The sequence below is a fragment of the Streptosporangium sp. NPDC087985 genome (assembly GCF_044741965.1).
GTDB lineage: Bacteria > Actinomycetota > Actinomycetes > Streptosporangiales > Streptosporangiaceae > Streptosporangium.
This window is the reverse complement of sequence record NZ_JBIUTQ010000001.1, coordinates 247,430-263,660: the sequence shown is the minus strand read 5'-3', so window position 1 is coordinate 263,660 and position 16,231 is coordinate 247,430. Positions and strand designations below refer to the sequence as shown.

Here is a 16,231-nt window from a genome sequence, read left to right as displayed (position 1 = left end):
CAGCCCTCCGTTGCTAGAGCCGCTCGACGCGTTCACCCTCGGCGAGCACGCCTCGGGTGTCGAGCACGAGCCTGCCGTGGTCCTCGACGATCGACAGATCGAAGGCGGCGTGCTGCTGCAGCAGCAGCGCCACATCCGCTTCGGCGACCGCCCTGGAGAGGTCTTCCTCACGCGGTACCGGAACCCCGTCCACGTGCCATTCCTTGACATACGGGTCGGCGAAGACCAGTTCCGCGCCGAGGTCCAGCAGCGCCCGCGCGACCGGCAGGGCCGGCGTCTCGCGCTCGTCGGCGATGTCGGGCTTGTAGGTGACGCCGAGCAGCAGCACCTTGGAGCCGTTGACGGCCTTCCTGTGCCGGTTCAGCAGTCGCTGGACACGGGCCACCACGTAGGACGGCATCCGCTCGTTGATCTCCTGCGCCAGTTCCACGAACCGGAACGGGTAGCCCAGCTTGCGCACCGTGTAGGACAGGTAGGACGGGTCGACGGGGATACAGTGCCCGCCGACGCCCGGTCCCGGCAGGAACTTCTGGAAGCCGAACGGCTTGGTGGCCGCGGCCTCGATGGACTCCCAGAGGTTGATCCCGAGCTCGTCACAGAAGATCGCCATCTCGTTGACGAGGGCGATGTTGACGTGCCGGTAGGTGTTCTCCAGGAGCTTGGCCATCTCGGCCTCGCGGGTGCCGCTGACCGGCACGACCTGCTCGACGAACTGGGAGTAGAACCCGACCGCCCGGTCCCGGCAGGCGGCCGTGTAGCCGCCGACAACCTTGGGGGTGTTGCGCAGGCCGTACTTGGAGTTGCCCGGGTCGATGCGCTCGGGCGAGAAGGCGAGGTGGAAGTCGGTGCCCGCGGCGAAGCCGTTGGCCTCCAGGATCGGACGGGCGACCTCGTCGGTGGTGCCGGGCCAGGTCGTGGACTCCAGAACCACGAGGGTGCCCGACGACAGGTTCCGGGCGACGGTGCCGGTGGCACCCTCCACCGCCGACAGGTCGGGGCGGTGGTCCTCGTCCAGCGGGGTCGGCACGCAGATGACGATGGTGCGGCTGTCCGCCAGCACGGACTCGTCCGTGGTGGCCCTGAATCCGCCTGCCAGCATGTGTTCGAGGTCGGCGTCGGTCAGATCGTCGATGTGGGACTGTCCCGCGTTGAGAGCGTCCACCTTGCCGGGGTCGACCTCGAAGCCGACGACCCGCAGTCCTGCCGCCGCGGCCTCCTTGGCCAGGGGCATGCCGACGTAGCCAAGACCGATCACGGCCAGGTCATAGGCGCTCACGCGGCCCCCTTCCTCGGCCGTGTTCGCGACGACGCTATGCCCGCTGGATGGCTGGCTACGCTCGCTCACGGGGTGACCTTGGAGAGCCGGAAACAACACTTCATGGTGGCAAAGGCTATCTCAACTCCACGCAAGCCACGCCTAATGCGTTTGAACGCACAAGAAACAGATGGTTTAACTCCCATGAACACGAGGCCATCAACCGGCAAGCGATCGGTAAATGTCACGGTAGGTCTCCGCGACGCGGCTCCACGTGCGCTTCGCGGCCACTTCGGCCCGTCCCGCCTCGCCCATCGCGGCCCGCCGCTCCGGATCGCCACGCAGCTCGGCGAGCGCCTTGGCCAGCGCCTCGGGATCGCCGGCGGGGACCAGGAGTCCGGCTCCCTCCGAACCCACGAGCTCCGACAGGGCGGGCAGGTCACTCAGCACGACCGGCTTGCCGAGAGCCATCGCCTCGACGGGTTTCAACGGCGTGACGAGCCGGCATACCCGCAGGTCCTCGCGGGGGCAGACGAAGATGTCGATGGCCGCCTGGGCCTGCAGCGCCTCGTCCGGGCCGACCCGGCCGGGCAGGATCGCGATGTCGCCGAGCCCCAGCTCCTCGACCTGCTCCAGCAGCGCCGGACGCTCAGCGCCGTCACCGACGAGGAGCAGCCTGACCGGGGCGCCCTGGTCCCGCAGGAGGGCCGCGGCACTGATCATGGTCGCGAAGCCCTCGTAGGCCACGATGCTCGACACCGAGCCCATGACGATCTCGCCGGGCTCGATGCCGTAGGCGGAGCGGAACGCCGCCCCGTCGTACTCGGCGGTCAGCAGTGAGTCGTCCACCGCGTTGGGCGCGAGAAAAATCTTCTCCCGCGGCACGCCACGCTCGACGATCTCGGTGGCCATGGTCTCCGCGAGGGTGACCACGGCGTCGGCGGAGCGCATGAGGAACGCCTCGCGCTCGCGCTGGAGCACGTGCCGCTGGCTGCCGACGCGCTTGGGGTCGCGGGACGCCCAGGTCTCCTCCAGGAAGCCCCGGACCTCGTAGACCATCGGTGTGCCGGTCCGCTCCCGCACCGCCAGCGCCACCGAGCCGTTGCGGTGGTCGGTCGCGGCGTGCAGAACCTGCGGCCGGAGCGTCCTGACCAGCTCGGTCACCTCGCCCGCGCCCCGGATCATCCGGCCCTGGCTCTCGAACGGCACCTCACCGCTCGGCAGCAGCCGGTGGTAGGGGATGCCGTCGATCTCCTCGTACGGCGTGGCGTCCGCGTGGCCCTGCATCATCGGCCAGCCCCAGGCCGTCACGATGTGCGGGTCCAGTCCGGCCGCCTTCTGCGCGGTGACGATGCGGTGCGTGCGTACGGTGTATCCGGCCTGCGTGTACGGCAGGGCGTTGGTGACGCAGTGCAGCACCCGGCCCTCGACCCGCTCGCCCACGATCACCTTGGACTTGGGCGGGATCGGGTTCGGCTGGATGGCGGCCAGCTCGCCGGCGTAGTAGGCGGCCCGGCGCTTGATGAAGGGGTATTTGGTATGCGCCTGGAGCACCGCGGCGGCCTCGGTCATCCGCCCGGCGTCGAAGTGCTCCTTGGCCTCGTTCCACGGCCCCCTGATCAGGCGCATGCCGATCCTGCGGACGGCGAGCCTGGCCTGGCGGGCGATGGGCCAGGCGATCCGTCCCACGACGGGACGCAGGCTCGGCGGGAGCGTCTCCGCGGCCGCCTGCGCCACGCGGACCGGGTCGGACTTGACCTTGGTCGCCACGACCCGGGAAACGATCACAGGGTGCTTGACGAACCCTCTGAGAAGCCCGCTCAGGCCGGCACGGGCCGACTTCGCGGAAACCTTGGGGGGGTCTGGCCTGCTGGCATCGGATACCACGCCGTGACCGTACCATAGGCAACGTTTGACACACTCCCGCATGAAAGGCGAGGTCAATGAGGGACTACGCCCCTCCGGGGACGACCCCGGACCCCGAGAATCCCCTCGTCCTGCACGTGCTGGGCGCTCGGCCCAACTTCGTGAAGGCCGCTCCGGTGGTGCGCGGTCTCGCCGGGCTGGGGGTGCGGCAGGGCATCGTTCACACCGGTCAGCACTACGACGCGCTGATGTCGGACGTGTTCTTCGCGGACCTCGGACTCCCGGAGCCGGTCGCCAATCTGGGGGTCGGGTCCGGCTCGCACGCGCGCCAGACGGCGGCCCTGCTGACCGGCCTCGAAGAGGTCGTGCTGGAGCACCGTCCCACGCTGGTCGTCGTCTACGGTGACGTGAACTCGACGCTGGCCGCGATCCTCGTCTGCGCCAAGCTCCACATCCCGACCGCGCACGTCGAGGCGGGCCTGCGCTCCTTCGACCGGGGAATGCCCGAGGAGGTCAACCGGATCGTCACCGACGCCCTGTCCGACATCCTCTTCGCCACCTCGCCGGACGCGCTCTCGCACCTGGCCAACGAGGGTGTGGACCCGGCGCGCGTCCACCTCGTCGGCAACCCGATGATCGACAGCCTGTTCTCGGCGCTGGACCACCTCGACCCGGCCCCGGTCCGTGCCCGGCTCGAGCTGCCCGAGCGGTACGGCGTGGCGACCCTGCACCGGCCCGCCAACGTGGACGACCCCGCCTCGGCGAAGGAGCTCGTCGACGCCGTTCTCCAGGTCGCCGAGCGCCTGCCGGTCGTGGTGCCGATCCACCCGCGTGGCCGCGAGCGTCTGGCGGCGGCGGGGCTCGTGACCGGCGGGAACCTCCTCATCGTCGATCCGCTGGGCTACGTGGACTTCCTCTCCCTGGTCCGGGGCGCCTCCCTGGTCGTCACCGACTCCGGTGGCGTGCAGGAGGAGACCACCATGCTCGGCGTCCCCTGCCTGACCGTCCGGCCCAACACCGAGCGGCCGATCACCATCACCCACGGCACCAACCGCCTGGTCACCCCGGCGCTGCTGCCCGCCGCCGCCGACAAGGCGCTGGCCGACGGCGCGGCGACCCCCTCGGGCGAGCTGCCCCCGCTCTGGGACGGTAAGGCCGGTCTCCGGATCGCCCGGGTGATCGACTCCTGGCTCAAGGGCGGCAACCTCTCCCCGGCCGCGCAAGCCGTACCGCCCAAATCCATGTAAAACGGTTATTTCATAACGACCGAAGTCGTACGCTGGCACGATCTCGGATACCCGGATACCCGGATAAAGGCGATTCCCATGAGTTCCCCCATGAGTGAGCAGACCCCCGAAGAGCCCACCTACCGGCGTCTCGGGCCGGTCAACTGGCTGCCCGAGGAGCGCAAGGTCGCCGAGCGCTTCGAGGAGCAGGTCCGGGATCTGGAGCGGCGGCTGGCCATCGCCGAGGCCCGCGCCGACTACGCCCAGTGGAAGCTGGAGTCCACCAAGGTCCAGCGGCCCTACCGGGTGGCCGAGGCCATCACGGGCGCCAAGGGGTCGGGGGTCGTGCGGCTGCCGGGCAAGCTGCGCATGGCGCTGCGGCCCCGTAAGGGACCCGCGGCGCCCCGGCCGGTGGCCGAGGTGGTCGAGGAGCTGAACAACCGGGGGCCCGTCGTGGACGTGCCGCAGGTGAAGTGGCCGGCCGGCCCGATCAACCGGCCGGACCTGAAGGTCGCGGTCATTCTGGACGACTTCTCCCGGATGGCGTTCAAGTACGAGTGGGACCAGATCGAGTTCGGGCTCCGCGACTGGCCGGAGATCTTCGCCGAGCGGCGGCCCGAGCTGCTGTTCGTCGAGTCGGCCTGGCACGGCAACCAGGGCCGCTGGCGCTACCAGATGACCGGGTCCAACGCTCCCAAGCCGGAGCTGCGCGCCCTGATCGACTGGTGCCGCGAGGAGCGGATCCCCACGGTCTTCTGGAACAAGGAGGACCCGCCGAACTTCGACTTCTTCATCGACACGGCCAAGCTGTTCGACTACGTCTTCACCTGCGACGGCGACACGGTGCCCCGCTACCGCGAGGTGCTCGGGCATGATCGGGTCGATGTCCTGCAGTTCGCGGCCCAGCCCCGGGTGCACAACCCGATCCAGGAGAGGCGCGGACGCCTGCACGACGTCGTCTTCGCGGGCATGTACTTCCGGGACAAGCACCCCGAGCGCCGCGAGCAGATGGAGACCGTCATCGCTCCCATCCGTGAGCTCGGCCTGCACATCTTCGCCCGCAACGGCACCGTCGACGAGAAGTACGCCTGGCCCGAGGAGTACGTCCCGCACATCGTGGGCGAGCTCCCCTACGACCAGATGCTGGCCGCGTACAAGATGTACAAGGTCTTCCTGAACGTGAACTCGGTGCTCGACTCGCCGACCATGTGCGCCCGCCGGGTCTTCGAACTGTCGGCCTGCTCGACGTCGGTCGTCTCCGGCTGGTCCCGCGCCATCCAGGAGACCTTCGGCCCGCTGATCCCGATCGCCCGTGACGAGCTGGAGTCCTACAACCAGGTCCTGCACCTGATCAACAGCCCCGAGCTCCGTGCCCGCCAGGGCCACCTGGCCATGCGCGAGGTCTTCGACAAGCACCTGTTCACGCACCGCGTGGACCAGATCCTCCAGTTCCTCGGGCGGCCCGTCGCGCCGCGGGCCCGGTCCGTGTCCGTGGTGCTGCCCACCAACCGCGCCTCGCAGATCGAACACGCGATCTCCTCGGTGGCCAAGCAGATCCACCGGCCGCTCCAGCTCGTGATGGTCCTGCACGGCCTGGACATCGACCCGGTCGTCGTCGCCGACAAGGCCCGCATGGCGGGTATCTCCGACGTCGTGGTGCTGCCCGCCGACCCGTCGCTGTCCCTGGGCGCCTGCATGAACCTGGGCATCTCCGCCGCCGAGGGCGAGCTGATCGCCAAGATGGACGACGACAACCTCTACGGCGAGCACTACCTGTCCGACCTGGTCCGCGCCTTCGACTACTCCGACGCCGAGCTCGTCGGCAAGGGCGGGCACTACGCCTACTTCGAGGGCACCAACACCACGATGCTGCGCATGCCCGGCCTGGAGCACCGTTACAGCTGGCTGGTCCAGGGCGGCACCTTCCTCGGCAAGGCCGACATGTTCCGCCAGTACGGATTCGAGGACGTCACCCGGGGCGAGGACACCCGGCTGGTCAAGAGACTGAGGGAGGACCGCGTCAAGATCTACTCCGCCGACCGGTTCAACTTCGTCTACTGGCGCAGCGGCGACCCCTCGATGCACACCTGGCAGCCCGACGACCACAAACTCACCCGCGGGGCGCAGTTCTCCTTCGTGGGCCACCCCGAGGCACACGTGATGATCTGACCCTGCGCGGCCGTCCGCGCCGTGGGTGAGGCCGGGCGCCGCGGTGAGTGATGTTCGCCTGGCCTGCTGTGGGGAATGTCATGTAATACGAACTTTGGCCTGCCAAGGGTTGCCTGGTTCGCAGCGTCCGGTCCCGCACCGGTAAGGTCGATCGGCCGACCTGACGGCGCTTACGGCCGGTTGTCCACCACGGCAGCCGCGCTGCCGGTGGAACCGGCGGGCGAGATCGCCCCAAAGATGGAACACGCCACAGGGATGGAACACGCCACAGGGGTGGGACGTGGAGCCGGCGTGATTTCCGTGCGCGTCCGTCCCGGAACGAGGAGCCCGACATGACCCTGAACACGACAGACGACACGAGCAGCTTCGCCGACCTGGCGCTCCGTCCCGAGCTCCTGCACGCGCTCTCCCGCCTCGGCTACGAGGAGCCCACGCCGATCCAGCGCGAGGCGATCCCGCCGCTGCTGGAGGGACGCGACCTGCTGGGACAGGCGGCGACGGGGACGGGGAAGACGGCCGCGTTCGCGCTCCCGGTGCTCCAGCGGATGGCTCCGGACGGCGAGGGCGGGCAGCCGATGGCGCTGGTGCTCGTCCCCACGCGCGAGCTGGCCGTACAGGTCTCGGAGGCCTTCCACCACTACGGCCGCGACCTGGGCGCGCGCATCCTGCCGATCTACGGCGGGCAGCCGATCGGCCGGCAGCTGCGGGCGCTCCAGCAGGGGGTCGACGTCGTGGTCGCGACGCCCGGGCGCGCACTCGACCACATCGGGCGCGGGACGCTCCGCCTGGACGATCTCAAGATGGTCGTTCTGGACGAGGCCGACGAGATGCTCGACATGGGATTCGCCGAGGAGATCGAGGCGATTCTCCAGGAGACGCCCGAGGACCGGCAGACGGTGCTCTTCTCGGCGACGATGCCGCCGCGCATCAACGGGATAGCCCGCCGGCACCTGAGTGACCCGGTCCGGATCGAGATCGGGCGCGACACGACGGCCCCGGGTGAGGCTCCGCTCGTACGGCAGGTCGCCTACATCGTCCCGCGCGCGCACAAGCCCGCGGCGCTGGGGCGGGTGCTGGATGTGGAGGCGCCCACGGCCGCGATCGTCTTCTGCCGCACCCGCGACGAGGTCGACCACCTCACCGAGACCCTGAACGGGCGCGGCTACCGCGCCGAGGCGCTGCACGGCGGAATGGGCCAGGAGCAGCGCGACCGCGTGATGGGACGGCTGCGGGGCGGGACGGCGGAGCTGCTCGTCGCGACCGACGTGGCCGCGCGAGGGCTCGACGTCGAGCAACTCACCCACGTGGTCAACTACGACGTCCCCTCCGCCCCGGAGTCCTACGTGCACCGGATCGGCCGGGTCGGGCGGGCCGGCCGCGAGGGCGTGGCCATCACCCTGGCCGAGCCGCGGGAGCACCGGATGCTCAAGACCATCGAACGGGTGACCAAACGCCGGATCACGGTCGAGAAGGTGCCGACGATCGCCGACCTGCACGCCCGGCGGCTGGAGCTGACGCGCGCCGCGCTGCACGAAAGCCTTCTGGAGGACGACCTGGAGCGCTTCCGCGTCGTGGTCGAGACGCTCGCCGACGAGTTCGACATCATGGAGGTGGCGCTGGCGGCGGTGAAGCTGGCGCACGAGGCCGGCGGGGCCGCGGACGACGAGGAGGAGATCCCGGACGTCGCCCCGATGACCGTGCGGGAGGGACGCGGCCGCCGCGAGAGCGGCGGATTCCAGGAGAGGCGTGGCCGTGGCCCGGCGGGCGGGATGACGCGGCTGTTCATCGGCGCCGGGCGCAGTTCAGGGGTCCGGCCGCAGGACCTGGTCGGCGCGATAGCGGGCGAGTCGCGTCTCAGCGGGCGTGAGATCGGGGCGATCGAGATCTCCGACCGCTTCTCACTCGTGGAGGTCCCGGAGTCCGCGGCCGACGAGGTGATCGCGGTCCTCCGGGGAAGCACCATCAAGGGGAAGAAGGCGACGGTCCGCCGGGAACGCCACAGCGGGCGCTGAACCGTCGGGCGTCGCGCCCGCCGTGGCGTCCCACGTGCCGGAGGCAGGGGGACGGACGGTCCGGATTCCGGGCGGAGCCCGACGTCCGTCACTCCTTTCCGGTGGATAGCGTTCGGGCAAAGACTTGCCGGGAACGCCGCGTGGCAGCTATGGCCTTTCTTCCTGATCGTGAGGATCGCCCCATGAGCGATCCCCAGGACATCACCCCACGTAAGGCCCGGGAACTGGGCATGGACCGGCCCATCAGCCGCCGGGACTTCTTCGACGGGGTGGCCATGGTGGCGGGGGTCGCGGCGCTGGGCTCCCTGGCCGGATGTGCCGACGACGACGGGCTGCCCAACACCATCGGCACGGAGAAGCTGAGGGTCCCGCGTGAGACCGACTACCCTCCGAACCTCACGGGGCTGCGGGGCAACACCCCCCGGGCGCTCAGCGTTCCGCACGCCCTCCGCGACGACCGGTTCTGGGATCACGCGGGCACGCCCGAGCCCACCGGCGAGCACTACGACCTGGTCGTGGTCGGTGCGGGGATCAGCGGCGTCAGCGCGGCCCACAGGTGGCTGGAACGCGCCCCGGACGCGCGGATCCTGATCCTGGACAACCACGACGAGATCGGCGGGCACGCCCGGCGCAACGAGTTCCATCCGAAGGAGCGCAGGGGACTGCTGATCGGGTACGGCGGATCACAGTCGATCGAGGCCCCTTCGGTGTGGACTCCCGAGGGCAAGGATCTGCTCGACAAGATCGGGGTGAAGGTCAAGAAGTTCGAGAAGTACTTCGACCAGGCGCTCTACACGGACCTCGCGATGCACAACAGCGTCTTCTGCGACCGGGAGACCTTCTCCACGGAGAAGCTGGTCGTCTTCACCCCGGGCAAGCAGGCCCCGCAGTGGATCGCCGAGCTGCCCGTCGCCGAGCAGGCCAGGAAGGACCTGCTCATGCTCTACAGACAGCCGCCGGACTGGTTCCCCGGCCTGTCCGACTGGCAGAAGAAGGAGCGTCTGGCGGAACTGACTTACTCGGGTTTCCTCAAGGACGTCTGCAAGGTCCACCCGGACGTGCTGCGGTACGTCCAGACCATGCCGAACGACGACTGGGGCTACGGCTCCGATGCCCTGGGCGCGATCGACGCCTGGGGCAGCACCAACGAGTACAGCTACCCCGGATTCCAGGGGTTGGGGCTCGACGGCTCCACACCGTCCATGTACAACTCGCCGACCATGATCAGGAGGTGGGGGGTAGCCGATCCGTACATCTACCACTTTCCCGAGGGCAACCAGGCGATCGTCCGGATGATGATCGGACGGATGATCTCGGGCTTCACCACGGCCGCCGACATGGAGGGCATCAGCACGGCGACGTTCGACTACGGCAGGCTCGACCTGCCCCGCAACCAGGTCCGCATCCGTCTGTCCAGTCCGGTGGTGTCGGCGGCCAACAACGGCGACCCCGCCACGGCCACCAGCGCCACGGTGGGCTATTTCGACGGAGAGAAGGTCAGGACCGTCGAGGCCGCCAACGTGATCATGGCCTGCTGGAACATGGTGATCCCCTACCTGGTCGGCGAGCTTCCGGCCGAGCAGAAGGACGCGCTGCGCAAGGCGATCAAGGTGCCGCTGCTGTCCGCGATGGTCCAGCTCCGCGACTGGAAGGCCTGGCTGAAGACGGGTGTCCACCGCACCCGCTTCACCGGTGCCTACTGGTCCGTGGCCGAGCTCGACTACCCGGTGAGCATCGGGGACTACCTGCACCCGAAGGTCCCCGACCAGCCGATCAACGTGCACATGATCGCCACCCCCGCCGTGCCGGGCATGTCACCCACGGCCGGCTCGATCGCCGGGCGCTACGAGCTGCTCAAGACGCCCTACCGCTATCTGGAGTACAGCATCCGCGACCAGCTCACCCGGCTGCTCGGCCCGGGCGGTTTCGACCCGGGCCGCGACATCCAGGCGATCACGGTCAACCGGTGGGGGCACGGCTACGCGCCCGAGTACGCCACCCCGTGGAATCTCGACTTCTACCCCTGGGGTCCGTTCCCCGCGACCCTGGCCCGCCGACGGGCAGGCCGGATCGCGATCGCCAACTCCGACTCCGTACCGGCCGCCTACGCCGACGCGGCGATCACCGCCGCCTATCGCGCGGTCAGGGAGCTGCAGACGTGACCGGTCGGTCCTCGGCGCCCCGCTACGTCCCGGCGGGAAGGGCGACGGCCGAGGCGCTGGCGTCCCAGAGCGCGCGGGCCAGAGCGGGGTCGCTCATGCTCCTGGGGACGGCCTCGGGGGCGCTCTTGGCGAAGTAGCGGCCCGGGTGGGCGGCGCCGTCCGGCTGGGTGGCGAGATGGACCATGGTGCTCGCACCCTGCTCGGCGGTCTGTCCCATGCCGGGGATGTTCTTCACCATCCACATCATGAACGTCTTCGCGGCGAACTCCGTTCTGATCACACCCGGGTGGAAGCAGGTGGCGGTCACCTCCGTTCCGGCGAGCCGCCGGGCCAGCTCCACCGTGAACAGGGCGTTGGCCTGCTTGGAGTCGCCGTACTGCAGCCAGCCGTTCCACCGCCGCCGCTCCCGGTTCAGGTCGGCCGGGTCCAGGCGTCCGGTCTTGCCGGCCCGGGACGAGGTGGTGATCACCCGGCTGGTCACCCGGTCCAGCAGCAGATCCGTCAGAAGAAAAGGCGCGAGGTGATTCACCTGGATCATCATCTCGTGGCCGTCGCGCGTGAGCGTCCGCTCGGTGGTCATGACGCCCGCGTTGTTGATCAGCACGTCGATCCGCGGATAGCGTGAGCGCAGCTCCGCGCCGAGCCTGCGCACGTCTTCCAGCGAGGTGTAGTCGCAGGTGAACGTATCCGGCACCGTTCCGGAGACGGCCTTGACCCGGTCGGCTGCCCCGGCCACCTTGGCGGGGTTGCGGCCGACCAGGACGACCTGCTGCCCGCGCCTGGCGAGCTCCACCGCGGCGGCCTCACCGATTCCGGCACTAGCCCCTGTAATCACGCTAATCATCAGATCCTCCACTGCGCAAAAACCTTATCGGTGCTAGTCTCCTGTGCGATCTTCCGGAGGCATATTCATCCCCAAAGCAGCGTGAGCCTCCACACTCAGAAGTTGGGACGAGTGGGCATGGGCTCTGGAAACCGGTCGATTCGGTTTAAGATCTTTCTGCTGCTGCTCGTACCCCTGTTGTCACTGAGCGCGCTGTGGGGTTTCGTCCTCAACCTGACCGTCGGCGACGGAACGGCTCTGCTGCGGTCGAACACCCTTTACCAGACCGTCGGCGTCACCTCCACGGAACTGGGAATCCAGCTTCAGGCCGAGCGGACGCAGTCCTCGGTGGCGATCAGCTCCCGGATTCTGACCAGCGGGGTCGGCGAGCAGCGCGGCCGTACCGACCAGGCGGTCGAGAATTTCCGCACCGCCGCGCTCGCCGACGGCTCCCACGGTCCGGAGCTGAGCTCCTCGCTGGAGGCTCTGCTCCACCAGCTCGACCGGCTGCCGGCCATCCGCGCCGGTATCGACGGCGGCCAGAACGCCCGGCTGGAGGTGCTGTCCAACTACAACCAGATCCTGGACTCGGTCTTCCTGCTGTACGACCAGCTGGTCGCGGTCCCCGACCTGTCGATCTTCCAGCAGGCCACGGCCATGCAGTCGATGGGCAGCGCCCGCGAGATGATCGCCAGAGAGAACGCGCTGATCAGCGGGGCGCTGATCGACCACCGGATGTCCATGGAGGAGCGGATCGCCTTTGGCGAGTACGCCTCCACCCGGCGCTTCCTGCACGCGCGCGGCCTGTCCGCCCTCAATCCCGAGCTGGGCAAGCCGTACCAGGACATCTTCGACTCCGCGGCCTTCGAGAAGTTCACCACGCTGGAGAGGTCCATCGCGAGGACCGCCGGCGGCCGGCTGCCGGCCGAGGCAGCCAACTGGAAGACCACCACGGACGGGATCACGACCTGGCTTGACCAGCTCGGCGTCTCCTCCTCCCACACGTTGGCCGAGCGGTCCCAGTCGGTGGCCACCGGCATCATGGTGCGGATCGCCATCGCCGGCGGCATCGGCCTGATCGCGGTGATCGTGTCGATCATCATCTCGATCCGTTTCGGCCGCCGCCTGGCCGCCGAGCTGGCCGGGCTCCGCTCGGCGGCACTGGACCTGGCGGAGCGGCGGCTCCCACGCGTCATGGAACGGCTCCGGCGCGGCGAGGAGGTCGACGTGCACGCCGAGGCCCCGCCGATCAGCGCGAGCGGCTCGGTCGAGGTCCGCGACGTGGCCCACGCGTTCGGCTCGGTGCAGTGCACCGCCGTCGAGGCCGCTGTCAGCCAGGCCAACCTGCGCCGCGGCGTCAGCCAGGTCTTCGTGAACCTGGCCCGGCGCAAGCAGAGCCTGCTCCACCGCCAGCTCACCCTGCTGGACAGCATGCAGCGCCGGGCGAGCGACCCCGACAGCCTTGAGGATCTGTTCCGGCTGGACCACCTGACCACCCGTATGCGACGACACGCGGAGAGCCTGATCATCCTGTCCGGTGCCGCACCCGGCCGGACCTGGCGCCGGCCGGTGGCCGTGGTCGACGTGGTCAGGGCCGCGATCGCCGAGGTCGAGGACTACACCCGGGTCAACGTGCCGCCGATGGCCGACGTCTCGCTCGACGGAACCGCGGTCGCCGACATCGCCCATCTGATAGCCGAGCTCGTCGAGAACGCCACGATCTACTCACCCCCGCAGACCACGGTCACCGTGCGCGGTGACGTGGTGGCCAACGGATTCGCCGTCGAGGTGGAGGACCGGGGCCTGGGCCTGAGCGACATGGAGTACTCGGCGATCAACGAGCGGCTGGCCAGCCCGCCGGAGTTCGACCTGACCGACAGCGACCGGCTCGGCCTGTTCGTCGTGGGCCAGCTCGCCGCCCGGCACGGCATCCAGGTTCTGCTGCGTGGCTCACCGTTCGGCGGCACCACCGCCATCGTGCTCATTCCTGGCACGGTGCTCGCCGACCCCTCCTCGCCCCTCGCCCTCACCGCCGAGCGGCTCACCGAACGGCAGACGGAGCCCTTCCAGCCCACGGCGCCCGCCGCACTGGCCTCCGCCTCCGCCCGCTCCGACCAGGGTCTGCCGCGCCGGACGAGAACGGTTCCCCCGGCTGCGGGCTCCCCCGCGCCGCCTCTCGCCGCGCCGACCCTCGCCGTGGTGACCGACCTGCCTGACCGTGAGGCCGCCCGCGAGCCCGCTCAGGAGGCGGCCGGCGGACCGGCCCGCGAGGTCACCGGACCGGGGAGCCTGCCCCGCCGCGTACGGCAGGCGAACCTGGCCCCACAGCTCCGGCAAGAGCCCCCGGCGCCTGTCGAGCCGGAGCAGCCGCCGGACCCCCCCGAGCGTTCACCGGATGAGGTCCGCGCCCTCTTCTCCGCCTTCCAGGCGGGCGCAAGGCGCGGGCGCGAGGAGCAGGGAAATAACTTCGCACACCAGACGACAGGCGACAAGGGGGACTAATGACCGGAAAAGCAACTAATACCGGCGAGCTGAACTGGCTCCTCGACGACCTGACCACCAGGGTGGGCGCGGTACGCCAGGCGGTGATCCTGTCCACCGACGGGCTCGCCGTCGGCTTCTCCAAGGGGCTCAGCCGGGAGGATGCCGAGCACCTGTCCGCGGTCGCGGCCGGGTTCCAGAGCCTGGCACGCGGAGCCGGGCGTCATTTCGGCGGCGGCGAGGTACGCCAGACCATCGTGGAGATGGAATCGGCGTTCCTGTTCGTCACGGCCGCCGGCCAGGGAACCTGCCTGGCCGTGCTGAGCAGTTCCGACGCCGATGTCGGCCACATCGCCTACGAGATGGCGATGCTGGTCAAGCGGGTCGGCCAGCACATCTCCACCCTTCCACGCCAAGGACTCTCGTGAGTGAGGCAGGCGCGCGCAGAGGACACTGGTCGTCCGACCTCCCAGCCGAAGGCACAGGAGTCGGATGATGCAGTGGATGGACGAGGAGGCCGGACCGATCGTCCGGCCCTACGCGCTGATCGGAGGGCGCACCCGCTCCTCCGGTGACGAACTGGACCTGGTCGCGATGGTCACCGCGACCGGTGCCGTCGCGTCCGACGGATTCGTCCCCGGGCCGGAACAGGAGCGCATCCTCTCCCTCGTCACCACCGCGACATCGGTGGCCGACGTCGCCTCGGATCTCGACCTGCCGCTCGGCGTGGTCCGTGTCCTCCTCGGCGACCTGCAGGACCACCAGCTCATCTCGATCGGGCGCGCTTCGGCGAGCGAGCGCATTCTCAAGGAAGTGATCAATGGACTTCGGGCCCTCTGACGAACCTGTCGCGCTCAAGATTCTCATCGCGGGCGGCTTCGGGGTGGGCAAGACCACGCTCGTCGGCGCGATCAGCGAGATCCGTCCACTCCGCACCGAGGAGGTGCTCTCCGACCGCGGCATCGGCATCGACGACGTCGAGGGCGTGGAGGGCAAGACCACCACCACGGTCGCCATGGACTTCGGCCGTATCACGATCCGGGAGGGCCTGGTCGTCTACCTGTTCGGCACCCCCGGGCAGGAGCGGTTCTGGTTCATGTGGGACGAGCTGTCGTACGGCGCGCTGGGCGCGGTCGTGCTGGCCGACACCCGGCGGCTGACCGACTGCTTCCCCTCGATCGACTACTTCGAACAGCGCGGAACGCCGTTCATCGTGGCGGTCAACTGCTTCGACGGAGCCGAGCGCTACGAGGCCGAGGACGTGCGGGTGGCCCTCGACCTGGATCCGGACGTGCCCGTGCTGTTGTGTGACGTACGGCGGCGCGCGTCAGCCAAGATCGTGCTGGTGACGCTCGTGGAGCACTCCCTCAAGGTGCTGACGGCAAGCCAGCGCTGACCGGACCCTGCGGTCCGTGATCTTCACCACGGACCGCCGGCCTGTCACGACCTCTCCGGCGGCCTCCGGGATTCACAGTGCCCGGAGACCGCTGATCACTTCCTTCAGAAGGCTCTCCGCAGGCGAGACGGCGGCCGGAAGCGGTGATCTCACCAGGATCAGGCCCTGGTCCAGCAGATCTCCCAGTAGCACCTTGATCACCCCGATCGGCAGCCCGGCGTCCGAGGCGACCTCCACGATCGGCCGGGTCCGCCGCATCATGCCGAGCAACCGCCGGTGCTCCGAGCCCAGGTGTGACCTCACGGAGACCGCCGACCCCGTCGCCACCACCATCGACAGCAGGTCGAAGGCGCCGGAGGACGTGCTGGTCCGGCCGCCGGTCAGCGCGTAGGGACGGACGACCGGTCCCGCCTCCTCATCGATCCACTCGATGTCGTCGCTCATTGGTCGGCCATCCGTGGGCCGGTGGCGAGATGCCGTCCGACGCGGGTGACCAGACGGGCCATCTCGTAGGCGATCAGGCCCACATCGGCGGCACCCGTGGTCATGACCGTCAGGCAGCTTCCCTGGCCGGCCGAGGTGACGAAGAGGAACGCCGAGTCCATCTCCACCATCGTCTGGCGTACGGCTCCGCCGTCGAACTGCAGGCTGGTCCCCTTGGCCAGGCTCTGGAAGCCGGAAGCCACCGCTGACAGGTGATCGGCATCCTCCTTGCTCAGCCCTCGGGACGAGGCCACCATGAGCCCGTCGTTGGACAGGATCAGCGCGTGCGAGACATCTGCCACGCTCGTGACGAAATCATCCAGAAGCCAATAAAGCTCACCCGGCACGTGGTAAAACC

13 protein-coding genes are annotated in these 16,231 nt (G+C 69.3%); 8 read left to right on the top strand and 5 right to left on the bottom strand.

Annotation, left to right across the window (positions count from 1 at the left end):
* Positions 1-13: 13 nt before the first annotated feature.
* Together ACIN94_RS01355 and ACIN94_RS01350 are read right to left on the bottom strand one after the other, a co-directional pair.
* Positions 14-1,276, bottom strand: coding sequence for a nucleotide sugar dehydrogenase (locus tag ACIN94_RS01355; RefSeq protein WP_400697971.1), 1,263 nt, complete (start codon positions 1,274-1,276; stop codon positions 14-16).
* A 198-nt stretch (positions 1,277-1,474) separates the two neighbouring features.
* Positions 1,475-3,043: a glycosyltransferase family 4 protein gene (locus tag ACIN94_RS01350; RefSeq protein WP_400697969.1), complete on the bottom strand. Its 1,569-nt coding sequence runs from the start codon at positions 3,041-3,043 to the stop codon at positions 1,475-1,477.
* 155 nt (positions 3,044-3,198) lie between these two features.
* On the opposite strand from ACIN94_RS01350, the gene wecB reads away from it, so the two are divergent.
* From wecB to ACIN94_RS01330, 4 genes are all read left to right on the top strand, one after another.
* Positions 3,199-4,368 carry a non-hydrolyzing UDP-N-acetylglucosamine 2-epimerase gene (gene wecB, locus ACIN94_RS01345; RefSeq protein WP_400697966.1) on the top strand — a complete coding sequence of 390 codons (1,170 nt, stop codon included), beginning with the start codon at positions 3,199-3,201 and terminating at the stop codon, positions 4,366-4,368.
* 78 nt (positions 4,369-4,446) lie between these two features.
* Positions 4,447-6,516: a glycosyltransferase gene (locus tag ACIN94_RS01340; protein ID WP_400697963.1), complete on the top strand. Its 2,070-nt coding sequence runs from the start codon at positions 4,447-4,449 to the stop codon at positions 6,514-6,516.
* Between the two features lie 332 nt (positions 6,517-6,848).
* Entirely contained in the window at positions 6,849-8,528 is a 1,680-nt protein-coding gene (locus tag ACIN94_RS01335; RefSeq protein WP_400697961.1) for a DEAD/DEAH box helicase, read from the top strand.
* A 182-nt stretch (positions 8,529-8,710) separates the two neighbouring features.
* Positions 8,711-10,690 (top strand): NAD(P)-binding protein, encoded by a 1,980-nt coding sequence (locus ACIN94_RS01330; protein ID WP_400697958.1) that lies wholly within the window; start codon positions 8,711-8,713, stop codon positions 10,688-10,690.
* A gap of 22 nt (positions 10,691-10,712) precedes the next feature.
* On the opposite strand, the gene ACIN94_RS01325 is transcribed toward ACIN94_RS01330, so the two are convergent.
* The gene (locus ACIN94_RS01325; protein WP_400697956.1) at positions 10,713-11,534 is read right to left on the bottom strand and encodes an SDR family NAD(P)-dependent oxidoreductase; all 822 of its coding nucleotides are present in this window, start codon (positions 11,532-11,534) and stop codon (positions 10,713-10,715) included.
* A 177-nt stretch (positions 11,535-11,711) separates the two neighbouring features.
* On the opposite strand from ACIN94_RS01325, the gene ACIN94_RS01320 reads away from it, so the two are divergent.
* The 4 genes from ACIN94_RS01320 to ACIN94_RS01305 all read left to right on the top strand — a co-directional run bounded on the left by ACIN94_RS01320 (position 11,712) and on the right by ACIN94_RS01305 (position 15,390).
* A complete protein-coding gene (locus ACIN94_RS01320) occupies positions 11,712-14,015 on the top strand; it encodes a nitrate- and nitrite sensing domain-containing protein (protein WP_400697953.1) in 2,304 nt (767 codons plus the stop codon).
* Positions 14,015-14,422, top strand: coding sequence for a roadblock/LC7 domain-containing protein (locus ACIN94_RS01315; protein WP_326819266.1), 408 nt, complete (start codon positions 14,015-14,017; stop codon positions 14,420-14,422). The genes ACIN94_RS01320 and ACIN94_RS01315 overlap by 1 nt, the downstream gene beginning before the upstream one ends.
* Positions 14,423-14,486: 64 nt before the next feature.
* A complete protein-coding gene (locus ACIN94_RS01310; protein WP_400697950.1) occupies positions 14,487-14,834 on the top strand; it encodes a DUF742 domain-containing protein in 348 nt (115 codons plus the stop codon).
* Positions 14,815-15,390: a GTP-binding protein gene (locus ACIN94_RS01305; protein ID WP_400697948.1), complete on the top strand. Its 576-nt coding sequence runs from the start codon at positions 14,815-14,817 to the stop codon at positions 15,388-15,390. Before ACIN94_RS01310 ends, ACIN94_RS01305 begins: the two co-directional genes overlap by 20 nt.
* 72 nt (positions 15,391-15,462) lie before the next feature.
* Here the strand turns inward: ACIN94_RS01305 and ACIN94_RS01300 are convergent, their stop codons facing one another.
* Together ACIN94_RS01300 and ACIN94_RS01295 are read right to left on the bottom strand one after the other, a co-directional pair.
* Complete coding sequence (locus tag ACIN94_RS01300) at positions 15,463-15,834, bottom strand: DUF742 domain-containing protein (protein WP_400697945.1); 372 nt, start codon at positions 15,832-15,834, stop codon at positions 15,463-15,465.
* Positions 15,831-16,220: a roadblock/LC7 domain-containing protein gene (locus tag ACIN94_RS01295; protein WP_400697942.1), complete on the bottom strand. Its 390-nt coding sequence runs from the start codon at positions 16,218-16,220 to the stop codon at positions 15,831-15,833. Before ACIN94_RS01295 ends, ACIN94_RS01300 begins: the two co-directional genes overlap by 4 nt.
* Positions 16,221-16,231 lie beyond the last annotated feature (11 nt).